The 20,644-nt window shown below is 54.5% G+C and carries 20 protein-coding genes; 2 read left to right on the top strand and 18 right to left on the bottom strand.

Translation table 11 applies throughout. The features are described from left to right. Nucleotides 1-59: 59 nt before the first annotated feature. The 8 genes from MIM_RS08665 to MIM_RS08625 form a co-directional block, all read right to left on the bottom strand. On the bottom strand, nt 60-773 hold the full coding sequence (locus MIM_RS08665) for an NUDIX hydrolase (protein ID WP_042070123.1): 714 nt from the start codon (nt 771-773) through the stop codon (nt 60-62). 276 nt (nt 774-1,049) lie between these two features. Further along, nucleotides 1,050-1,436: a 50S ribosomal protein L19 gene (rplS, locus tag MIM_RS08660; protein ID WP_025372355.1), complete on the bottom strand. Its 387-nt coding sequence runs from the start codon at nt 1,434-1,436 to the stop codon at nt 1,050-1,052. Between the two features lie 305 nt (nt 1,437-1,741). Next, nucleotides 1,742-1,954, bottom strand: a complete 213-nt coding sequence (locus tag MIM_RS08655) for a hypothetical protein (protein ID WP_025372354.1) — start codon at nt 1,952-1,954, stop codon at nt 1,742-1,744. 651 nt (nt 1,955-2,605) lie between these two features. Next, nucleotides 2,606-3,250 carry a peroxiredoxin gene (locus tag MIM_RS08645; RefSeq protein ID WP_025372352.1) on the bottom strand — a complete coding sequence of 215 codons (645 nt, stop codon included), beginning with the start codon at nt 3,248-3,250 and terminating at the stop codon, nt 2,606-2,608. A 154-nt stretch (nt 3,251-3,404) separates the two neighbouring features. Continuing rightward, complete coding sequence (locus MIM_RS08640; RefSeq protein ID WP_025372351.1) at nt 3,405-5,198, bottom strand: acyl-CoA dehydrogenase; 1,794 nt, start codon at nt 5,196-5,198, stop codon at nt 3,405-3,407. 163 nt (nt 5,199-5,361) lie between these two features. Beyond that, nucleotides 5,362-6,504: a CaiB/BaiF CoA transferase family protein gene (locus MIM_RS08635; protein WP_025372350.1), complete on the bottom strand. Its 1,143-nt coding sequence runs from the start codon at nt 6,502-6,504 to the stop codon at nt 5,362-5,364. Between the two features lie 2 nt (nt 6,505-6,506). Then, the gene (locus tag MIM_RS08630) at nt 6,507-7,487 is read right to left on the bottom strand and encodes a Bug family tripartite tricarboxylate transporter substrate binding protein (protein WP_025372349.1); all 981 of its coding nucleotides are present in this window, start codon (nt 7,485-7,487) and stop codon (nt 6,507-6,509) included. Between the two features lie 72 nt (nt 7,488-7,559). Continuing rightward, complete coding sequence (locus MIM_RS08625) at nt 7,560-9,233, bottom strand: acyl-CoA dehydrogenase family protein (RefSeq protein WP_025372348.1); 1,674 nt, start codon at nt 9,231-9,233, stop codon at nt 7,560-7,562. Nucleotides 9,234-9,334: 101 nt separating this feature from the next. On the opposite strand from MIM_RS08625, the gene MIM_RS08620 reads away from it, so the two are divergent. After that, nucleotides 9,335-10,219 (top strand): LysR family transcriptional regulator, encoded by an 885-nt coding sequence (locus MIM_RS08620; RefSeq protein ID WP_025372347.1) that lies wholly within the window; start codon nt 9,335-9,337, stop codon nt 10,217-10,219. Nucleotides 10,220-10,342: 123 nt separating this feature from the next. On the opposite strand, the gene MIM_RS23655 is transcribed toward MIM_RS08620, so the two are convergent. Continuing rightward, a complete protein-coding gene (locus MIM_RS23655) occupies nt 10,343-10,585 on the bottom strand; it encodes a DUF192 domain-containing protein (RefSeq protein ID WP_407638154.1) in 243 nt (80 codons plus the stop codon). Between MIM_RS23655 and MIM_RS23490 the strand changes: the two genes are divergently transcribed. After that, nucleotides 10,479-10,922, top strand: coding sequence for a hypothetical protein (locus tag MIM_RS23490; RefSeq protein WP_245592841.1), 444 nt, complete (start codon nt 10,479-10,481; stop codon nt 10,920-10,922). The genes MIM_RS23655 and MIM_RS23490 overlap by 107 nt on opposite strands. A 15-nt stretch (nt 10,923-10,937) precedes the next feature. Here MIM_RS23490 and MIM_RS08605 read toward each other — a convergent pair whose 3' ends face one another. Genes MIM_RS08605 through MIM_RS08565 form a run of 9 tightly spaced genes read right to left on the bottom strand, consistent with a single transcriptional unit; the run spans nt 10,938 to nt 20,538 of the window. Then, complete coding sequence (locus tag MIM_RS08605) at nt 10,938-11,813, bottom strand: type II secretion system F family protein (protein ID WP_025372345.1); 876 nt, start codon at nt 11,811-11,813, stop codon at nt 10,938-10,940. Nucleotides 11,814-11,826: 13 nt separating this feature from the next. Further along, nucleotides 11,827-12,672 carry a type II secretion system F family protein gene (locus tag MIM_RS08600; RefSeq protein WP_025372344.1) on the bottom strand — a complete coding sequence of 282 codons (846 nt, stop codon included), beginning with the start codon at nt 12,670-12,672 and terminating at the stop codon, nt 11,827-11,829. Further along, nucleotides 12,669-14,726 (bottom strand): ATPase, T2SS/T4P/T4SS family, encoded by a 2,058-nt coding sequence (locus MIM_RS22480; protein ID WP_158318714.1) that lies wholly within the window; start codon nt 14,724-14,726, stop codon nt 12,669-12,671. Before MIM_RS22480 ends, MIM_RS08600 begins: the two co-directional genes overlap by 4 nt. Nucleotides 14,727-14,730: 4 nt before the next feature. Continuing rightward, entirely contained in the window at nt 14,731-16,275 is a 1,545-nt protein-coding gene (locus tag MIM_RS08590; RefSeq protein ID WP_025372342.1) for a type II and III secretion system protein family protein, read from the bottom strand. After that, complete coding sequence (gene cpaB / locus MIM_RS08585; protein ID WP_245592840.1) at nt 16,272-17,315, bottom strand: Flp pilus assembly protein CpaB; 1,044 nt, start codon at nt 17,313-17,315, stop codon at nt 16,272-16,274. Before cpaB ends, MIM_RS08590 begins: the two co-directional genes overlap by 4 nt. 34 nt (nt 17,316-17,349) lie before the next feature. Beyond that, a complete protein-coding gene (locus MIM_RS08580; protein ID WP_025372340.1) occupies nt 17,350-18,081 on the bottom strand; it encodes a hypothetical protein in 732 nt (243 codons plus the stop codon). 36 nt (nt 18,082-18,117) lie between these two features. Next, nucleotides 18,118-18,828: a hypothetical protein gene (locus MIM_RS08575; protein ID WP_025372339.1), complete on the bottom strand. Its 711-nt coding sequence runs from the start codon at nt 18,826-18,828 to the stop codon at nt 18,118-18,120. Between the two features lies 1 nt (nt 18,829). After that, a complete protein-coding gene (locus tag MIM_RS08570; protein ID WP_158318713.1) occupies nt 18,830-20,227 on the bottom strand; it encodes a pilus assembly protein TadG-related protein in 1,398 nt (465 codons plus the stop codon). A 26-nt stretch (nt 20,228-20,253) separates the two neighbouring features. Continuing rightward, nucleotides 20,254-20,538 (bottom strand): Flp family type IVb pilin, encoded by a 285-nt coding sequence (locus MIM_RS08565; protein WP_025372337.1) that lies wholly within the window; start codon nt 20,536-20,538, stop codon nt 20,254-20,256. Nucleotides 20,539-20,644 lie beyond the last annotated feature (106 nt).

Raw genomic sequence — 20,644 nt, 5'->3', positions numbered from 1 at the left:
ATTGGCTGTTCATGCGCCCGCCAATGCCCTGTTTTCAGACACATGCGGCTGATCAGACCTTAAGCCACAGCCAGCAAGCGGTGATAAAAATTTCTGATCACGTTGGCGGTTGCACCCCATATGAAATATCCGTTCCACGGCATGGAGTAATAGTATCGTTCATTCCCATCCGGGGTAATGGCATGATGCAGGCGATGATTCGCCGGGTCCATCAGAAACGCCAGTGGCACCTGAAACACCTCGGCCACTTCTACCTGGTCAGATTTTATTTCAACTGTATTGGCAAGCCAGCCAACGTAGGGACGCAGCAGAAAGCCCGTGCCGGTGTAAAACTCAGGCAATTGTCCCAGCACCGTGACGGCCTGCGTTGGCACACCGATTTCTTCAAAGGTTTCCCGCAATGCGGTGTGCTGAGGATTAATATCACCCTCTTCTACCCGCCCACCGGGAAAACTGATCTGTCCGGGATGGTGATACAGTTTTTCAGAGCGCTTGGTGAGCAGCACGAAAATCTCGCCATCGCGCCTGACCAGAGGCATCAGAACAGCAGAGTCTATATAGGATTCTGACTGGAATTGAACAATATTCGCTTCATTCCATTCGTGAACCAGCGCATCGGCAGACCAGACCAGGCCATGATCAAAGGCGCGTTCTATGAACGAGGTGGTGAGTACAGAAGGAGAAATAGCATGCAGGTTCTCATTGGCCACCGTCCATTTTTGTGCCTGTACGTCAAAACCGGGCGTCCTAGGCTTTCTTAGTGGTTCAGTCAAAGCTGTGTCCTGTGGAATCGTTTATTTTATCAATGTGGTCATTTTACGGCAGATAAGCGTCATTGCCGTGAATTCGGAACAAAATGAAACGGTAAGGCCGGTATAAACGGGCTATTACGTCTGGAGGGCGATTGAATAAATGAACTTTTCCATGCCAGTTCAAAATACCCATTGAAAAAAGCCGGCGATGCCGGCTTTTTTCTACCCATTTGGCCATCATAAGCAAGCTGATGGCAACCAGCGGGTATAACTGGAAAAGCAGTAACAGAAAACTGCTTATGCAGTAACCTGTTTGTCTGCCTTGCGTACCAATTTTTCTTTGATGCGCGCTGCTTTACCTGAACGGTTACGCAGATAGTACAGTTTCGCACGACGTACATCACCGCGACGTTTAACAACGATAGATGCAATTTGTGGAGAGTACAGCTGGAAAGTCCGTTCAACGGCTTCGCCAGAAGAAATTTTGCGAACGATGAAAGAAGAGTTCAGACCACGATTACGTTTGGCAATAACCACGCCTTCGTATGCCTGGGCACGTTTACGTGTGCCTTCAACTACGTTCACGCTAACCACAACGGTGTCGCCTGGTGCAAATTCAGTTACAGGATTACCGCCAGTCAGACGCTGGATTTCTTCCTGTTCGAGTTTTTCGATAAGATTCATAATAACTCCGGTTCATCATGAACGGCTGTTTAGAATAACGTCACATTATTTGTGATTGCACCGACCCATTCAGATGCATTTGCCGACAGAGGATAAATAGAACTCGTAAGTATAACGTATTTTTAGGCATGCCGACCAGTCGCCAGCTCAATTCTGCCTAAATAATAGTAGCTTAAGTTATTGAATTCAATAAAAAAGCAACAAAGCTACCGGAAACAACTGCTGCAAAACAGCGGCCGTACAACAACGACAGCAACACAATGACGGCACAACGACGACAACAAAACAACGGCAATACAACTATTTTAAGCCAGACCGGCAGCCGTCCCCAGAAGATTCATGACTGGAATTAACGCAAACCATGCGGCCACCATGCACACGTCGGCCAACAAATGGCTGCTGCGCTGTACTTTGCTGCTTTTTTTACGATAAAGTGTTGCGAAAGACTGGTCGAACTGACGGCAGGCTGATATAGTTGAAGCAGAAGGAGCACCAGCCTTGCGAATTTGATTTGTCATGATGAATTCTCCAAGAGTTAAGAGGTGCCTGCCCGGGCCGAATGACAATCTGAATGCTGGAAAACACCAGACTGGAACCACATTCAACGGCAGGCAGGCGATAACTAGGACCCTAATCTAGTTATATCGCGACTATGCATTGCGATAAGTAGTACTGTATATCCATACAGTACTTTTTGCAAGCATCATTTCAGATAATTTCGCCCTTTTTGTTGTAATCTGTCGTCGGCGCCCCTCATCAAAAAAAATTATTCTTTTAAATCAAATCACTACGAATTAACCGCGGCATAAATCGTGACATTACCAGCGCGATCTATCGTACTGTAGGTCTATACCGTCACCACTTGCTGCACACAGATATCTGTTGCGGCAAAGAAGAGTATTTGCATCCATACAGTATCTGCATTCCGAAAGTATTTCCATCCAAACACGACTTCTGTCGCACTGACCTCGGCCCGTTTCACAGCGCCTGCCGTAAAAGAATGCCCATCGGACCATACCCTTTTGCTATCCATAACAGTGCACTCCAGAGCGCAAAAAAGCCATGACGTTTGAACTGTCATGGCTTTTCATCCATCTCAAAGCGCTATTGCGCCGGACGTTCTGACGGTGACTGAGCACTGTCAGACGCTTCGCGCAGTGCAGGGCTGATTATTTATTTGGCTGAGGCGTTGTACGCAGGTAAGGACGTACTTCGGTAAAGCCTTTAGGGAATTTCTGTTTCAGCACTTCAGGATCTTTCAGTGAAGGAACAATGATCACGTCATCGCCGTCTTCCCAGTTCACTGGTGTGGCCACGCTATGGGAATCGGTCAGTTGCAGAGAATCGATAACGCGCAGGATTTCATTGAAATTGCGGCCGGTACTTGCAGGGTAAGTAATGGTCAGGCGAACTTTTTTGGCCGGATCGATAATGAACACGGAACGTACGGTAGCCGTTGCGCTGGCATTAGGGTGAATCATGTCGTAAAGCGTAGACACTTTGCGGTCATCATCAGCCAGAATCGGGAAATTCACCGTTGTATTCTGTGTATCGTTAATGTCTTCGATCCATTTGTTATGAGAATCGGCGTCATCTACTGACACAGCCAGTACTTTCACATTACGTTTTGCAAATTCGTCAGCCAGTTTGGCTGTGTAACCCAGCTCGGTAGTGCAGACTGGCGTGAAGTCGGCAGGGTGAGAAAACAGAACACCCCAGCTATTGCCCAGGAATTCGTGAAACTTGATAGGGCCGACAGACGAATTTTGTTCAAAATCGGGGGCGGTATCGCCCAAACGCAGTGTTGTGCTCATGGTATCTCCTTGGTAAGCGTGGGGAAGGTCCGATGCAACGCATCGGACTGTATACCGGGATTATGGCAAAAATTATTTATTCCCTAAAAGAATAAATAATAATGTTGATATACCCAATTTGCATATTAAAACAAAACCATGGCACTTGCGTGTATTAAGAAAATACCGCGGAAAATGCTTCCTGCACATTGTCGCCGGCTTTCACCGCAGCTGACAATGAGAGCGACCGTGGCAGGATATGCGCAGCATAAAATACGGCCGTGGCCAATTTTTGCCGATGCGTATCCGATTGCCGCTCACGGCATTTCAGGGCGGCGTTCGCCAGATGCCAGCCGGCATGTACATAACCAGCAAGCATAAGCAGCGGCACACTGCCGGCAAACGTACTGCGCAACTGCCCTTTCGCCGCAGAGGCCAGCGTCACATCCAATGCATTCTGATAGGCCTGAACCGCCACTTCCAGTTGCGTACCAATAAAGGCAAGCGCCGTATCCTCCTGGTGCTGATTGAGCGCATTGACGGTATCGCACATGGCCGCGATAAAGCCACGACTGACTGCGCCGCCATCACGCAGGATTTTACGACCAATGAAATCGTTAGCCTGAATGGCCGTCGTCCCTTCATAAATGGGCAGGATTCGGGCATCGCGATAATACTGAGCGGCGCCGGTCTCTTCAATAAAGCCCATGCCGCCATGCACCTGCATGCCCAGAGAAGCCACTTCAACCGAGTTCTCGGTGCTGAAGGCTTTGACGATAGGCACCAGATATTCATATTGGGCGCGATGCAAGTCGGCCGTCGCTTTATCTGCATGCTGATGCGCGATATCGTTGCACATAGCAGCATACAGCGCCACGGCACGACCGCCTTCGGTCAATCCGCGCATGGTCATGAGCAGGCGCTGCACGTCCGGGTGATGATCAATCGTCACCGGCCCTGCCGAGCCTTCCAGCGCATTACCCTGCACCCTGTCGGCCGCATAGGCGCGCGCCTGCTGCAGCGCACGTTCGGACACCGAGATGCCCTGGATACCCACGTTGTATCGGGCCGCGTTCATCATAATGAACATATATTGCAGGCCGTAGTTTTCCTGGCCGACCAGATAGCCGACAGCCCCCTCGCCCACTTCACCTTTGCCGGCACCGTATAAAAGTACGGCAGTGGGACTGCCATGAATACCGAGTTTTTCTTCGATTGAGGCACACCAGACATCATTACGCTTGCCCAGCGAGCCGTCCTCGTTAACCAGGAATTTGGGCACCACAAACAGTGAAATACCTTTGACGCCCTTGGGAGCGTCGGGCGTACGGGCCAGCACCAGATGAACAATATTTTCTGCCAGATCGTGGTCACCATAAGTAATGAAAATTTTCTGACCACTGATGCGATAAGTACCATCGCCCTGGGCAACCGCCTTGGTGGTGAGCAAAGCCAGATCGGAGCCCGCCTGGGGTTCAGTCAGATTCATGGTGCCCGTCCAGCGCCCTTCGAGCATGGGTGGAATGAACGTCTGCTGAAGCTGCTCGCTACCCGCCTGTGTGATGGCCTCGACGCAGCCATCGGTGAGCAAGGGACACAAGGCGAAAGCCAGATTGGCGGCATTCAGGTTTTCGGAAATAACAGCCGAGATCAGTTTTGGAAAGCCCTGCCCCCCCAGATCCGGTGAATGCTGCAGGCCCTGCCAGCCACCTTCGGCAAAGGCTTTGAATGCCTGGGCAAAAGAGGCTGGCGTCGTTACCTTGCCGTTGTCCCATTTGGCACCCTGCTGGTCGCCGTCCCTGTTGGTTGGCGCCACCACCTCCTGAACGAATTTTGCGTTTTCATGCAAGACCGCATCGACAATATCGTCGCTGATTTCCTCGTACCCCGGCAGGCTCAGTACCTGTTCCAGCAGGCCCATATCCTTAAGGTTGAAGAAAACATCGTCAAGAGGAGTTTTGTATGTCATGGCTGTCTCGTTTAGTCGTATTGAATTGAATAATAGCGAATGCTAATGGCGGCCCTGCCATGGCGCGCATCTGATTGGCACCACAGCAAAGCCTGTCAAATCAATATTACACTATCCGCAAAACCGGAACCAGACGGTTCGATTTAAACCACGTTTGAACAAATCAATTGATGCCGTATTCCTGATTGTGCTCACCAAAGCCCGGCGGGGGCGAACGAAACTGTGCGGGTGTGCGCGAGAGCTTGATTGGCGTGTTAATGGCCCGATAGCTGCCCTGCTCAACCACCATGTTTCTGTGGCTGGTATGTGGATGCGCCAGCAGTTGCGCCACGTTATTGACCGGCGACGCAGGGACGCCTGCCTTCATCAGCACATCGGCCAGCTCGGCAGCCTGGTGCGCGGCCAGTGCATCACACAGGGTCTCATGAAGAAGCTGTCGATGGCCAAGTCGTTGCGCATTATCGATAAAGCGCGGGTCCTGGGCGATATCAGGACGTTTGAGCACCGAGCATAGCGTTGCAAACTGCCGATTATTGCCAACAGCCAGGAACAGCTCACCACTGGCTGTCGGAAAACTTTCATAGGGTGCGATGTTGGGATGTGCATTACCGGTAAGGCCAGGCACCTTGCCATTGGCGAAATAATTCGGCGCATGCGGGTGCAACAGTGAAACCGCACAATCGAAAAGTGAAATATCCAGATATTGCCCCAGGCCACTGGAGCGGCGCTCGTTCAAGGCAAGCAGCACGGCGATGGCCGCGTTCAGGCCGGTGACCATATCCACCACCGGCAGGCCCACGCGGGTCGGTTCGCCGCTCTTTTCTCCGTTCACGCTCATCAGCCCGCACAACGCCTGGGCACAGGCATCGTAGCCCGGCAAGCCCCCTAGCGGGCCATCTGCTCCAAAGCCGCTGATGCAGCAATGAATGAGATGAGGAAACGCTTCTTGTAGCGCGTCCTTGCCCAGGCCCCATTTTTCCAGTGTCCCCGGCTTGAAGTTTTCAATCAGGACATCTGCCTGCGACAAAAGCTCGCGCAAAAACAGCTGCCCGCTCTGGGTGGATAAATCGGCGACCAAACCCTTTTTATTGCGGTTCACACCCATGAAATAGGCCGCGGTATCGCCAATGAACGGCGGCCCCCAGCCACGCGTTTCGTCGCCTGCAGGCGGCTCGATCTTAAGCACCTCTGCGCCATGATCGGCCAGGATCTGCGTGCAATATGGGCCACCCAGCACCCGGGTCAGATCAACAACGCGAATGCCTGTAAGCGAGGCCGGTGTGGTAGGAGTCTGTGTGTCAGTCATAATTAATCGAGCGTGATGGATGCATTGGTGATGACCTCGTGCCACTTTTTCACTTCGCTGTGAATAAACCGGGCCAGTTCTTCAGGTGTTTTTTTGTCCGCTTCTACAATACCCTGGCTGGCCAGCGTGGCCTGCATATCAGGTTCTGCCATAGCGGTCTTGAAGGCATCGTTTAATGACGACACGACCTGTTCAGGCATGCCTGCCGGCCCGACAATACCGAAAAAGACGCTCACGTCATATCCGTCCAGCCCCTGCTCCGCAATGGTGGGCAAGTCGGGCAAGGCTTTGGAGCGCTGACCGGCAGCCAGCCCCAGCGCGTTCAGTTTGTGATCGCGAATATGCGGCAAGGCAGTGAGCACATCGGTAAAGGCCATGGACACCTGCCCACCCAGCAAATCGTTGAGCGCCGGTCCGGTTCCTTTATATGGCACATGCAATATGTGCGTACCGGCCATACTGTTGAACAATACGCCGGCCAGATGAGATGACGCACCGGTGCCCGAGGAGGCATAGGTCACCTTCTCGGGATTGGCTTTGGCGTAACTAATCAACTCCTGTACATTTTTGACCGGAAGCCTGGGATTGACTACGAGAATGTTGGGCAAGTGGCCAAGTTTCATGATGGGTGTGAAACTTGTTTCCGGCTGATAGCCGAGTTTTTTGTACATGCTGGCATTGATGGCCAGCGGCCCGGAAGTGCCAAACATGATGGTGTAGCCGTCCGGCTTGGCGCGCGCCACATACTCGGCGCCAATATTGCCATTAGCCCCGGCCTTGTTTTCAACCACAATCGTGGTACCCAGCTTCTTGCCGGCCCCCTGGGCCAGCCTGCGCGCCAGCGCATCGGTAGGGCCGCCAGGCGGATAAGGCACCACCAGCTTGACTATTTCTGATGGAAAGGGATCAGCGGCAACGGCAGCGCCTGGCAACACCAGACAAGCCAGCAAGCCCGCCAGGGCATAGATTCTTGAAGTACTCATGGGTCTCCTCTGCCCGCGAGCCGTGCTACATAGCCGGTCGCGGATATTGTAAAAATTGGATAGGAATGCAGATTACAGCGCGTAAGCCAGCAGGGCCTGCATCTCGCCCTCGTATTTCGTCTGTGATAATGGATCACGCGGCGCCAGACGATGAATCAATATCTGATCGGCCAGTATCGCCCGCGTTTCCAGTCCGGCATGAGCGGCTTCCCAGCGCATGCTGGCAAGCGCAGCCACGTGATACAGCGCCGATCCAACCTGACGCGCCATAACGGCGTCTTCGGTATCGGCCACGCTGCGTGCCAGCGCAAATGTTTTGTTGATGCAATCGGCCTGCAGCTCGACCAGAGACGCGTCGCATGGCAGGCCGTTTTCCAGCAGCGTCTGCACATAGGTCTGCAGCGCGCTCAGGCCGTTACTCTTGCGGATCGCTCGCAGTACATCGAGCGCCACGATATTACTGGTGCCTTCCCAGATGGAGCCCAGGTGCGCATCGCGCATCAGGCGTGGCTCGGTCCACTCTTCAATGTAGCCGCAGCCACCACGTACTTCCATGGCATCACCAGTTACCACGCGGGCGTCACGGCAGGCACGGAACTTGATCAATGGTGTAAGAATCCGCAGCAAATCCTTTGCGAACGCATCGCCGCCATCCGCCTTTTCCAGCGCTCTTGCGGTCTGGAACATGACCGACCGAGCCTGCTCGGCCCGCGTCATCATCTTGACCAGTTGTCGTTGCATTAAAGGCATCTCAATCAGGCGCTTACCAAATGCTTTTCTCTGACTGCTGAAATAGATTGCTTCGCTGACCGCACGACGCATCAGGCCGGCAGCACGCATTCCGTTGGACAGTCTGGAGTTGTTGATCATGTCAGCCATCTGCTGAAACCCTTTGCCCCTTGTACCTACCAGCCACGCAAAAGCGCCTTCCAGGCGGATTTCACCACTGGCCATGGAACGGGTGCCCAGTTTGTCTTTCAGCCGTAGAATTCGATACTGATTGAGCGTGCCGTCAGCGCAGGTTCTGGGCAATAGAAACAGCGACACCCCCTTGAGCCCCTCCGCTTCTTCGCTGCGTGCCAGCACCATGGCAAAGCCCGCGTCCGGGTTCGAACAAAACCACTTGTCGCCCGTCAGCCGCCAATGTCCATCATCGTGCGGTGTGGCAACCACCTGCGTCGCGCTGACATCGGATCCGGCAGCCTGTTCGGTCATGAACATGGCACCCTGTTGCAGATCGGCAAAATCGGGGGCCGTCACCTGCGGCAAGACCTGTTCAACCAGAGCCGGATCGCCGAATTTTTTGAGTGTGCGTGCCAGCGAATCGGTCATACTCACCGGGCAGCACAAGCCGAATTCGGCCTGCACAAACAAATGCGACAAGGCATACTTGGCCGCGGGTGGAAACGGCTGATCCCAGCCCAATACCCCGGGGCGATGCGACATGGCGGCCAGGCCAAGCGTTTCATAAGCCATTTTTTCCAGTTCAACGTAAGCCGGATGTTTGCTAATAACGCAGGCGTCCTGCCCCTGGCGATCACGCACTGACAGCACGGGCGGATTTTTATCGGCCGTATCGGCCAGCTCATCCAGGCGTGAACCGACAGCGGCACCCAGCTCATTGAACACCGGCAGCAGGTGTGCATATAACGCTGCGGGAAGATAGGTTTTCAATAAGGCGCCGGAATAAGGGTCCTGCGTAAAGAAATTGCTGCCCCGGCTGTCGGGAATATTATTTGTCTCCATGCTCTGGCCTTTTGAATTTGGGTAATAGGCACAGCGTAATAAATTCGATATATATATGGAAATACTATTTTTATCTTCAACTATACATATAATATATAGATATGGATCTGGACCTGCGTACCCTTCGCTATTTTGTCGCCGTTGCCGAAACCCTCAATTTCAGCAAGGCTGCGGCACGCCTGAACATTTCACAGCCACCGTTGAGTCTGGCTATCCGGCAGCTTGAGGAAAAAATGGGCGCACAACTATTTGAACGCAACAGCCGACATGTCAGCTTAACGCCTGCCGGCGCCGTGCTCTACAAGGAAGCGCTGTTCCTGCTCAGCCATGCCAGCTCACTCAAAAACCGCCTTCAACACACGACCGAGAGCGGACGCCTGCGTATCGGCTTTGTGGGCTCCATGGTGTATCGCGGCCTGCCGACACTGCTGCAACTGCTGGCCCCCGAGGGTGGGCAGATCAATATTGAACTGGCCGAATCCAATTCGGGTGATATTGTCGATAAAGTGGCCATGGGCCATGTTGACGTGGGATTCATTCATAGCAACAAGTTACCGGCCGACCTGCACGACAAGGAGATTGTTTCCGAACCATTCCTGTTATGCGTGCACAAGGACAATCCGGTACTGCAGAATCGGTCCCATGCCCTTGCCGACTTCAGTACGCAGCGATTCATCTTTTTTTCCCGTCATGTATCTCCGGTTTATTATGAAATCCTCTTGTCGATGTGCATCAGTTCCGGTTTTTTTCCCAGGGCAGTCGACGAAACGCGCCACTGGCTGAGTATTCTGAGCATGGTTTCCCGGAACATGGGGGTATCACTGGTCCCGGCCTGTATGCAACACTGCGGCCTGCCTGATCTGCGGTTTCTGGAATTCGAGCACACCCAGCGCTCTATTACGTCTGTAATATGGTCCGGCAAAAAGCAGGATCCGATCGTCAGCCGGGCTATTGAGATCATACTGGGATTCTATAAAGCCACATAATGGTTTGCGGCGGGTCGCTGGTTTTTCCTGAAAGGTTGGACTATGGCTGTGGCTGCGGTTCATGAAACGACGGGGGTTTTGGCTACGGTCGCAGACTAGCGGACTGTGTCGGATCGAGCTTTTTTAAACACCATTTTCGGGAAAGAGTGAGGCCACCAGCGCCTGCGCTTGCCTACCAGACGTAATCGATCCTGCGCGTAGCTCAAGTACAGAACAGGCCCGCCAATGCCAGGCGACACGCGCAGGCGCAAGATGATTAATGACCCGCAATAGACGCATTTGTCTGTCCAGAAAAATAACCGTAAGCGGAAATGCCATGCCGAAGGTGTGGATGCTATTGCACGGCACAAAGTGGCATACCCGCAACGGATCAATCGTTTTCCTTCCCATTAATCCTATCAGCCGCGGGAAAAACCGGTCAACTGTGATTAAGGTGTATGCGGACGGGGTGAATGATGAAGTATCTGCTGATGCGACGGTGTTTGCTGATGCTACGGTGTTTGCTGATGCTACGGTGTTTGCTGATGCTACGGTGTTTGCTGATGCTACGGTGTTTGCTGAAGCGAAATCGTTTGTTGGTGCGAAAGCGTTTGTTGATGTGACGGTATTTGCTGATACGAATCCTTCAGGAGATGCAGGCTTGTTTGAAAATGCAGCGATGTTTGTCAGAGACATGGTATTGACCAGACGAAAAAGTATATGAGAACGATAAATGCGTTTACACACCCGATTGCAGGATTTTCATCACAATGGGAAACGCCAGAACAATAAAGGTGCAGGGAAAAATACAGAAAATTAATGGCAACAGCATTTTTACCGGCGCTTCCAGAGCCAGTTTCTCAGCTCGATGAAAACGCTCCTGCCTGCGCTGATCCGACTGCGAACGTAATAACGGGCCCAGCGACATGCCCATGCTTTCGGCCTGTGCAATGGCTGCAACCCACAAGGACACTTCCGCAGTACCGGTGCGCACGGCCATTGCTCTGAGCGCTTCGATGCGCGGCCTGCCGGTGCGAATTTCACTCAGGCAGTAATTGAGTTCATCGCGCAAAATACCTGGTGCGCACAGGCTTGCCGTGTGATGCAGAGCGCCCTGCAGGTTCTGGCCGGCCTCTACGCACAGGGTGGTCATATCAAGCAGCAACGGCAACTCGCGCAGAATGCGTTGCCTGCGCCTGAGACCACGTTCCCGCAGCCACAACAGCGGCAGCAGCGACCCTGCCAGCGCAATGACACATGCAATAGAGAGCACGGCCAGAGGGCGCGCATTCAGTTGCGGCATTTGTATAAAAACGGCACCTGCAAAAACGCAGCAGGCGCACAGACACTGGATGCCGGCGATGTGATCAATTTGTGCTATCCGCTCCAGCCCGGCGGCGCGCAGCAATGACAGTAAGCGCGCCCGATATCGCCACGAAAAAAACGGAATAACGGCGAGCCCCAACACGTGAATCCACGGCCATAGTAGAACAAAGACTCTTTTCTCCTGATATGCCTGTGGCACAACAACCTTGTTGCCTGCCGGTGACAACAACAGGTACAGGCCAAGGCAAATAGAAAGACCTGTGAAAATGCTACTGATCCAGAATGCCATTTCCTGTGCCTATTTAAATATCGATATTCACAATTTTGAGAATCAGCCAAATACCCAGCGCTTCCAGCATAAAGATGATGACCAGTACTGTCCAGCCTGCCGGATGGAACCACAGCGGCGACATGGCTGCGGGATCCAGCATATTGAGCACAACCATCAATAACAATGGCAATCCCGCCATGACCCACGCCTGCATTTTCCCTTGTGAAGTCAACGCCCGAATTCGTCCCTGTATTTGCTGGCGAGCCTGCAGTGTTTGGGCGATCCGTTCGAGTGCTTCGGCAAGATTCCCGCCGCTTTGATTCGCGATTTTCAGTGCTGAAACCAGCAAGCCGGTGGACTCTGAAGGCATGCGGGCAAACAGATCATCCAGGCTTTGCTCGAAAGAGACACCCAAGCGCTGCTGTCGCTGTACCAGTCCGAATTCCTGTGAGAGCGGCGCAGCTGCCTGCATCGTTATTTGTCCGATTGCCGCCTGCACACCAGCCCCGGCCCGCAAGGCACCGGCAAGTGCCAGCAGCATGGCAGGCAATTGTCCATCAAACTGTGCAAGACGTCGCCTGCGCATGCGGGCGACCAGCCAGTTCGGTGCCACAAAGACGAGCAAACCGAGTACGACACCCAACCACCACAAGCTACTTAACACCCAGGTAATGACGGCCAGCAAAAGTGACAGCACAACATTGCCCGACCATAGCGCCGACGGATCGATAAACAGAAAAAAATCCTGCAACTTGCGGGTGGTATCGGTCTTGACTCGCTCTTCCCAGTTTTTAAACATGCGGCCGAGTGTTTGCTGCAGCAATACAAAGACAACTGCAATAAATATCGCGGTAAACAGCAGTGCAATCCAGATCATAGTGGACACTCCTGCAATGACATTTGTGATTCTAACGGTTGATTGTCCTGAGACACGAGCGCACCGGCGCCGCTACCAGCGGGCGTATACTGGCTGAACATTTCCATATTGATCGGCACGCCCTGTTCACGCAAGACATCAAAACAGTCAGGCGCAATGCCCAATCCCATAAAGGCGCCGACTCCCTTGCGATCAAAGCGAAAGATTTCCTGTGACTTGATCACACCGCTTTCCAGGCCGCAAATTTCCGTGATCGACGTGATCAGCCGTCTGCCGCAGGAAAGCCGACTTTGCTGCACAATAAAATGGATGCTGCCGGCAATATGTTCCCTTACTGCAGCCAAAGGCAGATCCATACCGGCCATCAGGATCATGGTTTCCAGGCGCGCCAGCGCATCCCGTGGCGTATTGGCATGCAAGGTGGTTAGCGAGCCTTCGTGGCCGGTATTCATCGCCCCTAGCATATCAAATGCTTCCGCGCCCCTGCACTCTCCCACCACAATTCTGTCCGGGCGCATACGCAGGGCGTTTCGGACCAGGTCGCGGATTTGCACCTGGCCTTTGCCTTCAAGATTGGCCGGACGCGCTTCAAGCGCGACCAGGTGCACGTGATTCAGGCGTAACTCTGCTGCATCCTCAATGGTGATAATTCGCTCGTGCTCAGGTATGCAATTGGACAGCACATTAAGCAAGGTGGTTTTGCCGGAACCGGTGCCACCCGAGACAATGAGATTCTTGCGATGCTGCACGCAGAGCGTGAGAAATTGCTGCATGGCGGCGTCCAGCGAGCCCAGCCGCAGCAGATCGTTCATCCCGGGCCGAAAATCCGGGAATTTGCGAATGGTCAGGCTGGCGCCGCGCAAGGCAACAGGCGGGATAATCGCATTCACGCGAGAGCCGTCCTTCAGACGCGCATCGACCATGGGCGAGCTTTCGTCGATGCGTCGCCCCAGAGGCGTTACAATGCGCTCGATCACACCAAGCACCGATTTTTCACTGCTGAATCGGCCGTCATAGCGCATCAGTCGTCCGGCCTTTTCGATGAACAACTCATCGTAGCGGTTCACCATGATTTCGGTAATGGTCGGGTCTGCCAATAAGGGTTCCAGCGGCCCGAGTCCGATCGCTTCATCCAGTACGCATTGCTTCAGGCGTTCACGGTCCACATCTGCCGGCAGGGCCAGATTTTCGGCGAGGATACGGTCAAGCATCACGGCCGCCTCCAGTCGCAACGCCGAGTCTGTCATCTGCGAGACATCTTTACGCCGCAAGTCAAGCGCCTGCAACAGGCTGGCATGCAACTGCAATTGCCAGCGCTGATCGCGCATAGCGTAGTTGTGATCAGTTGCTTGCTGAGTGCCAGATTTCGCGCCCGATTCGGTGCCAGACTCCGCGCCCGGTTGCTGCCGGGCAATTGATGCCGACGCGCCTGGCGAGCCGATTGAGTCCGGGGTCCGCACCGACTGCGCGATGGCTGCGCTTGCGTCATCCGCTATTGCGGAACCGTGCTCTCTGAGTTTGTTGAGCGGCATATCTGGTGAACCATAAGCAACCCGGTGGCGCGTGTCATCCGACAGCAACAGTGGTATATGACGTGATGGTTGACGTGATCGTTGATGTGATCGCTGATATGGTGGCGGATGTGACCCCTGACAGTGTCCCTGAGCCAGACCCTGCCCTTCTGCCAAAGCGCTGCCGGCCAGCCCTTGCCCGTAATGACGCTCATCGGCAGGGTTACCTGACATGTTTCCGTGCCTGTTCCCAACCAATACCTCACTGACGACCATACGGCACGGGCCGATCAGTATTTCATCGGCAACCGCCAAGGGCCCGTATTCAGTAATACGCAAGCCATTGACCATGGTGCCGGCAAGTGTCCCCATATCTTCAATGAAAACGCCAGCCTGTCGCTGAACCAGCCGAGCATGTTGCCGGGCCACGCGCCAACTGCGCAAGCAAATGTGACAATCCTTTTGTCGTCCCACCATGAGCGGTAACGCATATTGGCGACGCTCCACCATGCCATCTTCAAAGTGCATGTCAATCACAATCATTGTTTCACCTTGAGACAATTTGCTCGGCATCGGAGATCTTCAAGCGCAGAACAGGCTTCCATCGGGAATGACGCACTCGTATCGGCACCGGGCGCGTACGTTGGGCGACACGGTCGCGCTTGTCCGCCACGCTAGCGGTACTGGCTATACTGTCGGCTGCCGGTACCTTGCGTGAGTACTGCCATTTTTGCCCCGAGGGAATCCAGATGGGGTAACTGCGTTTGGCGACGGTCAATTCCGCTTGCGATTCATCGGCCTTATCCGCTGTCACTGGCGTATTCAGTATCGGTGGACTTTTAAACGTCTCGTCTATGATGGTGCGTGAACGGGCCGCGCGCTTTTGCAGGTCCTGATTATCTGCCGAGACCACAACAGGGCGCACAAATATCGCCAGCTCAGTTTCATTGCGCTGAAACCGGTTTGAGCGAAACAGTGCGCCCAGAATAGGCAGATCCCCCACGCCGGGCAGCTTGTCGACATTACGAAACTGATCACGCGACACAAATCCGGCCAGCACCAGTGTCTGCCCGGACTGTACATTAAACTCTGTGGAGGTACGCCGGGTTTTAAGCGCGGGGCCGCCATTGACCGCCATGGACGCATCGACCGAGCTGACCTCAACTTCGATTTTTGATCGCACATTGCCATTTTTCTGGATGCGCGGCGTAATGTGCAGACTTACCCCATAGGGCTTGAAGATGGTCTGGTTCTGGCCGTTTTTGTCGGTCGTCACATAAGGCACCTCGCCACCAGCCAGAAACTCTGCAGTCGCTCCGCTACGCGCCATCAATTGCGGCTGTGCCAAGACCACGGCCTGTCCTTCCTGAGCCAGGCTCTGCAGGGAAGCAGATAGCAACGCATTCAGGCCAAAATAGCCAGCAGGTGAAATCGCCCTGAACGGGATGTCCAGTACCGCATCGCCCGGCCTGCCGGACAACCGTGATGAGGCGGTATCCCAGACTGCGCCCATGGATAGTCCACCCGCATGCGTACCCCATTTGACACCAAGTTCCTGCAGTACATTGCGCGGTAGCTCCAGTATCTGCACATCAAGCAATACCATTTGATCCCAGCCAATCTGGCTGGTCATATCGACAATTTGCGGAAAATGTCTAACCAGTACCAGCAGACGCTCCCGATCCGCGTCGCTCAGATTGTCACCTTCGACGATGATCTTGTCGCCTACCTGGGTGGTTCTAATTCGCCCGATCGTGCCGAGCATACGTCGTATTTCGCCCTGTAGCTTTTGCTCGCCGGCCGCACGAACGACAATATGGAACTGCTGGCTTCGATTCGTTTTGTCCCAGATATTCAGCACAGTTTGCCCCGGCTCCCGGGCAAACAACACTAATTCATTTTCACCGTCGGTTACCGCATTGACGATTTTTCCGTCACCGACGGCCACACGGGCCAGATCAGCAAACGGCACAACCTTGACGTCCCCCACCTGCAACGCAATCTGCGAGACAGATGACTCGTTTGCACAAGCCGGAGCAATTGCGCTCATTTCCAGCGCGATAATCATTGAACATGTGTATATCAATTTCATGGTGTTTCCTGCACGTCCACAGCCAGGGCCGATGACTGAACCTGAGCGGCCCCTCTATCACGAATGTCATTCTCTGTTACGCTGATCTCTTCTTTAGCGCCCATCGATACAGCAGGTGCTGTGCCGTCCGACGTCCTGACAGCGGGAAGCGAATTGATCCATGCGCTAACGATATCTTCGGTGTCGGGCAGTTCAAAAAGCCCTTTGGACTGATCGGTCACACCCGGCTGCGATTCGGCGCTCAAGGCAGGCAGTCGGTGCTGAGGCTGGTTGCCGTAAATAACCGTGGGTCTTTTCCGCGTAACGGATACCGGCTTTGCAATGCCCAGTAGCGTCGCCAGGTCGCCCTGTACACCCTTGTTGCTTGCCCTGGCATCATCCGGATGACGCAGCAGGGCTGTAATCGTGCCGGCCTGCCGGGCAGCCACCAGCCTGGCGGCTTCTTCCGGCGCCGTGTCCAGCGTTACTGTTGAAAATGCCGTGCTCTGGCCCGATTCCTCTGCGGCGTCGGTCTGCCGGCTGTCACTGCCCGTGGCCAACACCAATACCCCCTGCAATAGCGGTGCTGTGATTCGTTTACGGCGGTATTCGAAGGACACGTAAAGATCGATCAGATCGCCCGGCACCAGCATGCCCGACACCGAGTTGATGGCATCTACCGGTATGGTAACGGCACGCCTGCCGGTTCGAATTTTTTGTGAAAAGGCCTGATGCCGCTGGGGCGCCAGATTGGCGCGTAACAAAATATCGCCCTTGCGCACAGCGGTCGTGATCAGCTTGCCTTCGATGCTTTCTACCTCTTCCGGCGCAATGCTGCCGCTGGGGACCCAATTGACCGGGACGGGCATGACCGCTAGATGCAGGCGCTCTAATCGCAATCCTTCGGGCAGATCAAAATCGGCGACGATCCGGCTGACGGTGCGCACTTTAGCCTGTTCATCCAGTGCCCGGATATGATCCTGTATGTAGCGCCGCGCAAACCAGGCAGCAGCCAGGCCAGCAGCAATGGCTGCGAGCAATAGCAAGACGTTGCGGTTCAAGCGTAATCTGAAAAGTCGCATTGTGCCCCCCGCTCTACCACAAGACTGCTGGCGCCGCCAGATACAGCGTAGTATGACCGCTGACATCGGCCAGAAAATACTGAAGCGTTCGACCATGCCGATGCCAGGTCGCAAGACCTGCCGCTACCTGCTGAGCCGTCCAGTTCGCAGCCATAAGCGTCGCCTTCAATTCGCTGGCGAGCTGTTGGGTGCTTAGATGCGCGTAGGTATATACCTGATGGCAACTACGCTCGCTATCGGCATAGCAGATATCCATGAGCAGCCTGGCTCCGTCAGGCAACAGCCGCAGCACGCGACGGCCTGGCAGACTCAGGGAAACGGCTTCTGAGTCCGAACGACTACCAGCGCCCAGGGCAGCAGACACCGGTGTCGTTGCACTCAGCAGTACATGGCTGGTGTGCGCGCTGGCCACATCCACCACCAGTTGCAAACTCGTCTGGCCAAGCGAACCGCTATAGAAAACCTGATTCCCGACTCGCGTAAATTGTGAGAACGGTGACGGCTTGCCATGCAATCGCCGCATGAATTGCTCCGGTGACTCCTGAAGATTAAGCACAACGAACGCGGAGGGCATGCCAAACAACTGAAATGAGACTGGCGCTACGTTGGTGCATAGCGTGAGCTCACGGCATACATCGCGCAATAATGCAGCGGGGGCTTGTTCAGCTTCAATGCTTGCCGCCACATCGTCATACCACAATATAGAAGTAAATAAGAAGACGATTTTAAGAAAGATAACCTGCATATGTTGGTCCAGATAAATTCAAGCTAAGACGGTGCGTTAAGGCTTTTTCCCGGCCCAGGGCATGAACCAGTCAAAAACCGGTGCAGGCCGACGCCAGGGTGCGTCAACAGGCATGGCTGCCGCAGCGATCTTTTTCCCCGCCGCATACGATGCGTGCGCTGTCTGCTGCCATGCGACTTTCGAACGAGCAGCCCGCTCGTGCGCGGCCCGCGCATCAATGGTGTGCCCGGCATCAATAAGAATGGCGGTGTGTCTGCGCAGCGTCACAGCCAGCCTGTTTAAAAAGCCGACGGTTGACCCCTGCGGCTCGTCACGAACAGATGACTGCCCGGAAGGTGCAGCCGCTCGTGGGCGGATGCGCAATGAGACATTGACGATACCGTTGTCCTGCAATCTCCACTCCCGTCGTAACAGGGTCGCGTTTCGGTCCACGCCGCCAGGCTGGCTCAGTGAGTCAAGCTGCGCCTGCCTGTTATGCGTGACCTGAATCCCGTCGGCGGTCAGCAGTGCATCGCCCTGTTGACGACGCCAGCCAGCATGACGGCCCTGGAAAAATCGGGACGACAATTGTGCATTGTTGATATTGCCTGCTCTGGCAAGCTCAAAGGCACCGAAACGACTGGCGTGTTGCTCATGCAAAGCGATGTCCTGCAAGCGTCCGAGCCAGGTGATCGCAGCGAAAAACGTAAGCACGCATAAAAGGACAATCAAGCCTTCTGTGAGTGCCTGTCCACGTTGGTATTGCATATCAGTCCTCCTTCTTGTGCGGATTCGAAATAAGGTGCGCCTGCCAGAATGGATGCCACATGCCCGGCTGTTCGCTGCGATACCGCCGCTTGTCGCTGGCCGGTTCAAAGAACGTCTCTGCCGATGCCGTTACCACAAGCGTGGGCTGATCGGTAAAGTGCTGCTTTACAGTAATCGTGAATCCCAGAGGGCGATAGCGGTACACATCCCGCACATCGTAATAAGGAACCAGTCCGCCCCCTTCCCATTGCGGCTTGCCAGACACCGCCCGTGAATTGGCCAGCGGGTTGTCGCTGCCTGAAAAAATATTCCAGCCGGTAGCCTGCGTAACCCAGCGCCAGAAATCGATCTCGCCAAAATGATCAGGCGCGTTTTCTGAATAAGGCATATCCGCACCCGGCATATTTGCACGACCTGGAATCCAGCCCCATCCCATAGGATATTCACGGTAATAGCAGCCAATATACTGATTGCTTCTGAGCGCGTGATAGGACTGGGTATCTGTTGATTGCCAGTTGCCGTTGCTATCGAGCACGGTCCGGCCACGTCGCCGCAACTCGTGGCGCAGATGCGGACATTGATACTGCACCATCCAGCTGTTACGCCGCACATGATCGCGCGCGTCCAGAAAGTCATAAAGTGCCACCACGTCCTCAAGAAACCGTCGATCGCCTGCCGTTGGCTGATAGCGTACGGTGTAAGGCTTTTCCAGGTGGTTTCGGGCAACCCATGATAATGGCGCAGACCGATCCGCCGGATAATTGACGGGCACGACCGTTGCCGGCTGGGCAACAGATCCAGCCTGGGACGATAACGCTGTCTGCGTAACAGCACTTTGCGGAAAATTCTGTTCCAGCACCTGCGTGATCGCCTGATCCCGGGCACGTTGCATGCTTTGGTGGACGGCTTCAGAAGCCGCCAGCAGCACATGCCGGACGATCCGGTCATGTTCCGCAAACAGCCGGGGTAATTGCCCTCCTGTGCGGGCCATGTCGCGCAGCGCCAAAGCACGGGCAGACGCGGCGTACCCGGCCAGATGCTGCGCACCGAACATCATACCGATCACATGCGCCGGCGGATTGAAAGTGACAAACTGCTGACCCTGTGCTGCCGCAAACTGGCTCCATGAGCCGAGTGTCACCAGATGAGCCATTGCCACCTGGTGCGCCGTTTGCGTAAGATTGATATAGGCCTGCATATTCAGCGCCCGCGCCTGTACCAACGCACCAGAATAGGCAGCAGCATCGGCAGCGTGCGTCAGCCGTGCCTTGCGCCCGACAACCTGACCGACACCGAATTGATAGATAAGTGCAACGGCCAGTAGCATGACCAGAAATAGCCCAAGCACCAGCGCCTGGCCATGCTGAGTATCAAGCCTGCTGCGGTGCCGAGGTTTCACGTGCCGCCCCTTCATTGCAAATGCAATTACTGCCCGGTTGCGCCGCCACCGGCAGCGTCGGCATTGCCCGTGAAACTTTTGAGCGATTTGGCTGCGGTCTGCCCTGCTGCCCGATCAGCCGCGCTACGGGCAGCGTCGGATTCGGCGGTACCGTCTTCGCCTGCCAGTTCCCTGGCGATGGCGGCCGTCTGCGAACGCAGTGTTTGACCAAACAGTTGAAACACTGCGATAGCAGAAATAGCCACCAAGGCAACAACAATAATGTATTCCGTCATGCCCTGCCCACGCTGTGCCTGTAAACGTTTCTGCATACTATCCTCCGGTTGATTGATAAGGCAGATAGTGTGCCGTTCAGCCGGAGTGGCTGCAATTCGCAGAATCCGACAGCGACAATTTCACCAATCAACACGGTCTCGC

This window comes from Advenella mimigardefordensis DPN7, assembly GCF_000521505.1.
In the GTDB taxonomy this organism is placed as follows: Bacteria; Pseudomonadota; Gammaproteobacteria; order Burkholderiales; family Burkholderiaceae_B; genus Advenella; species Advenella mimigardefordensis.
This window is presented reverse-complemented; position numbering and strand designations above follow the sequence as displayed.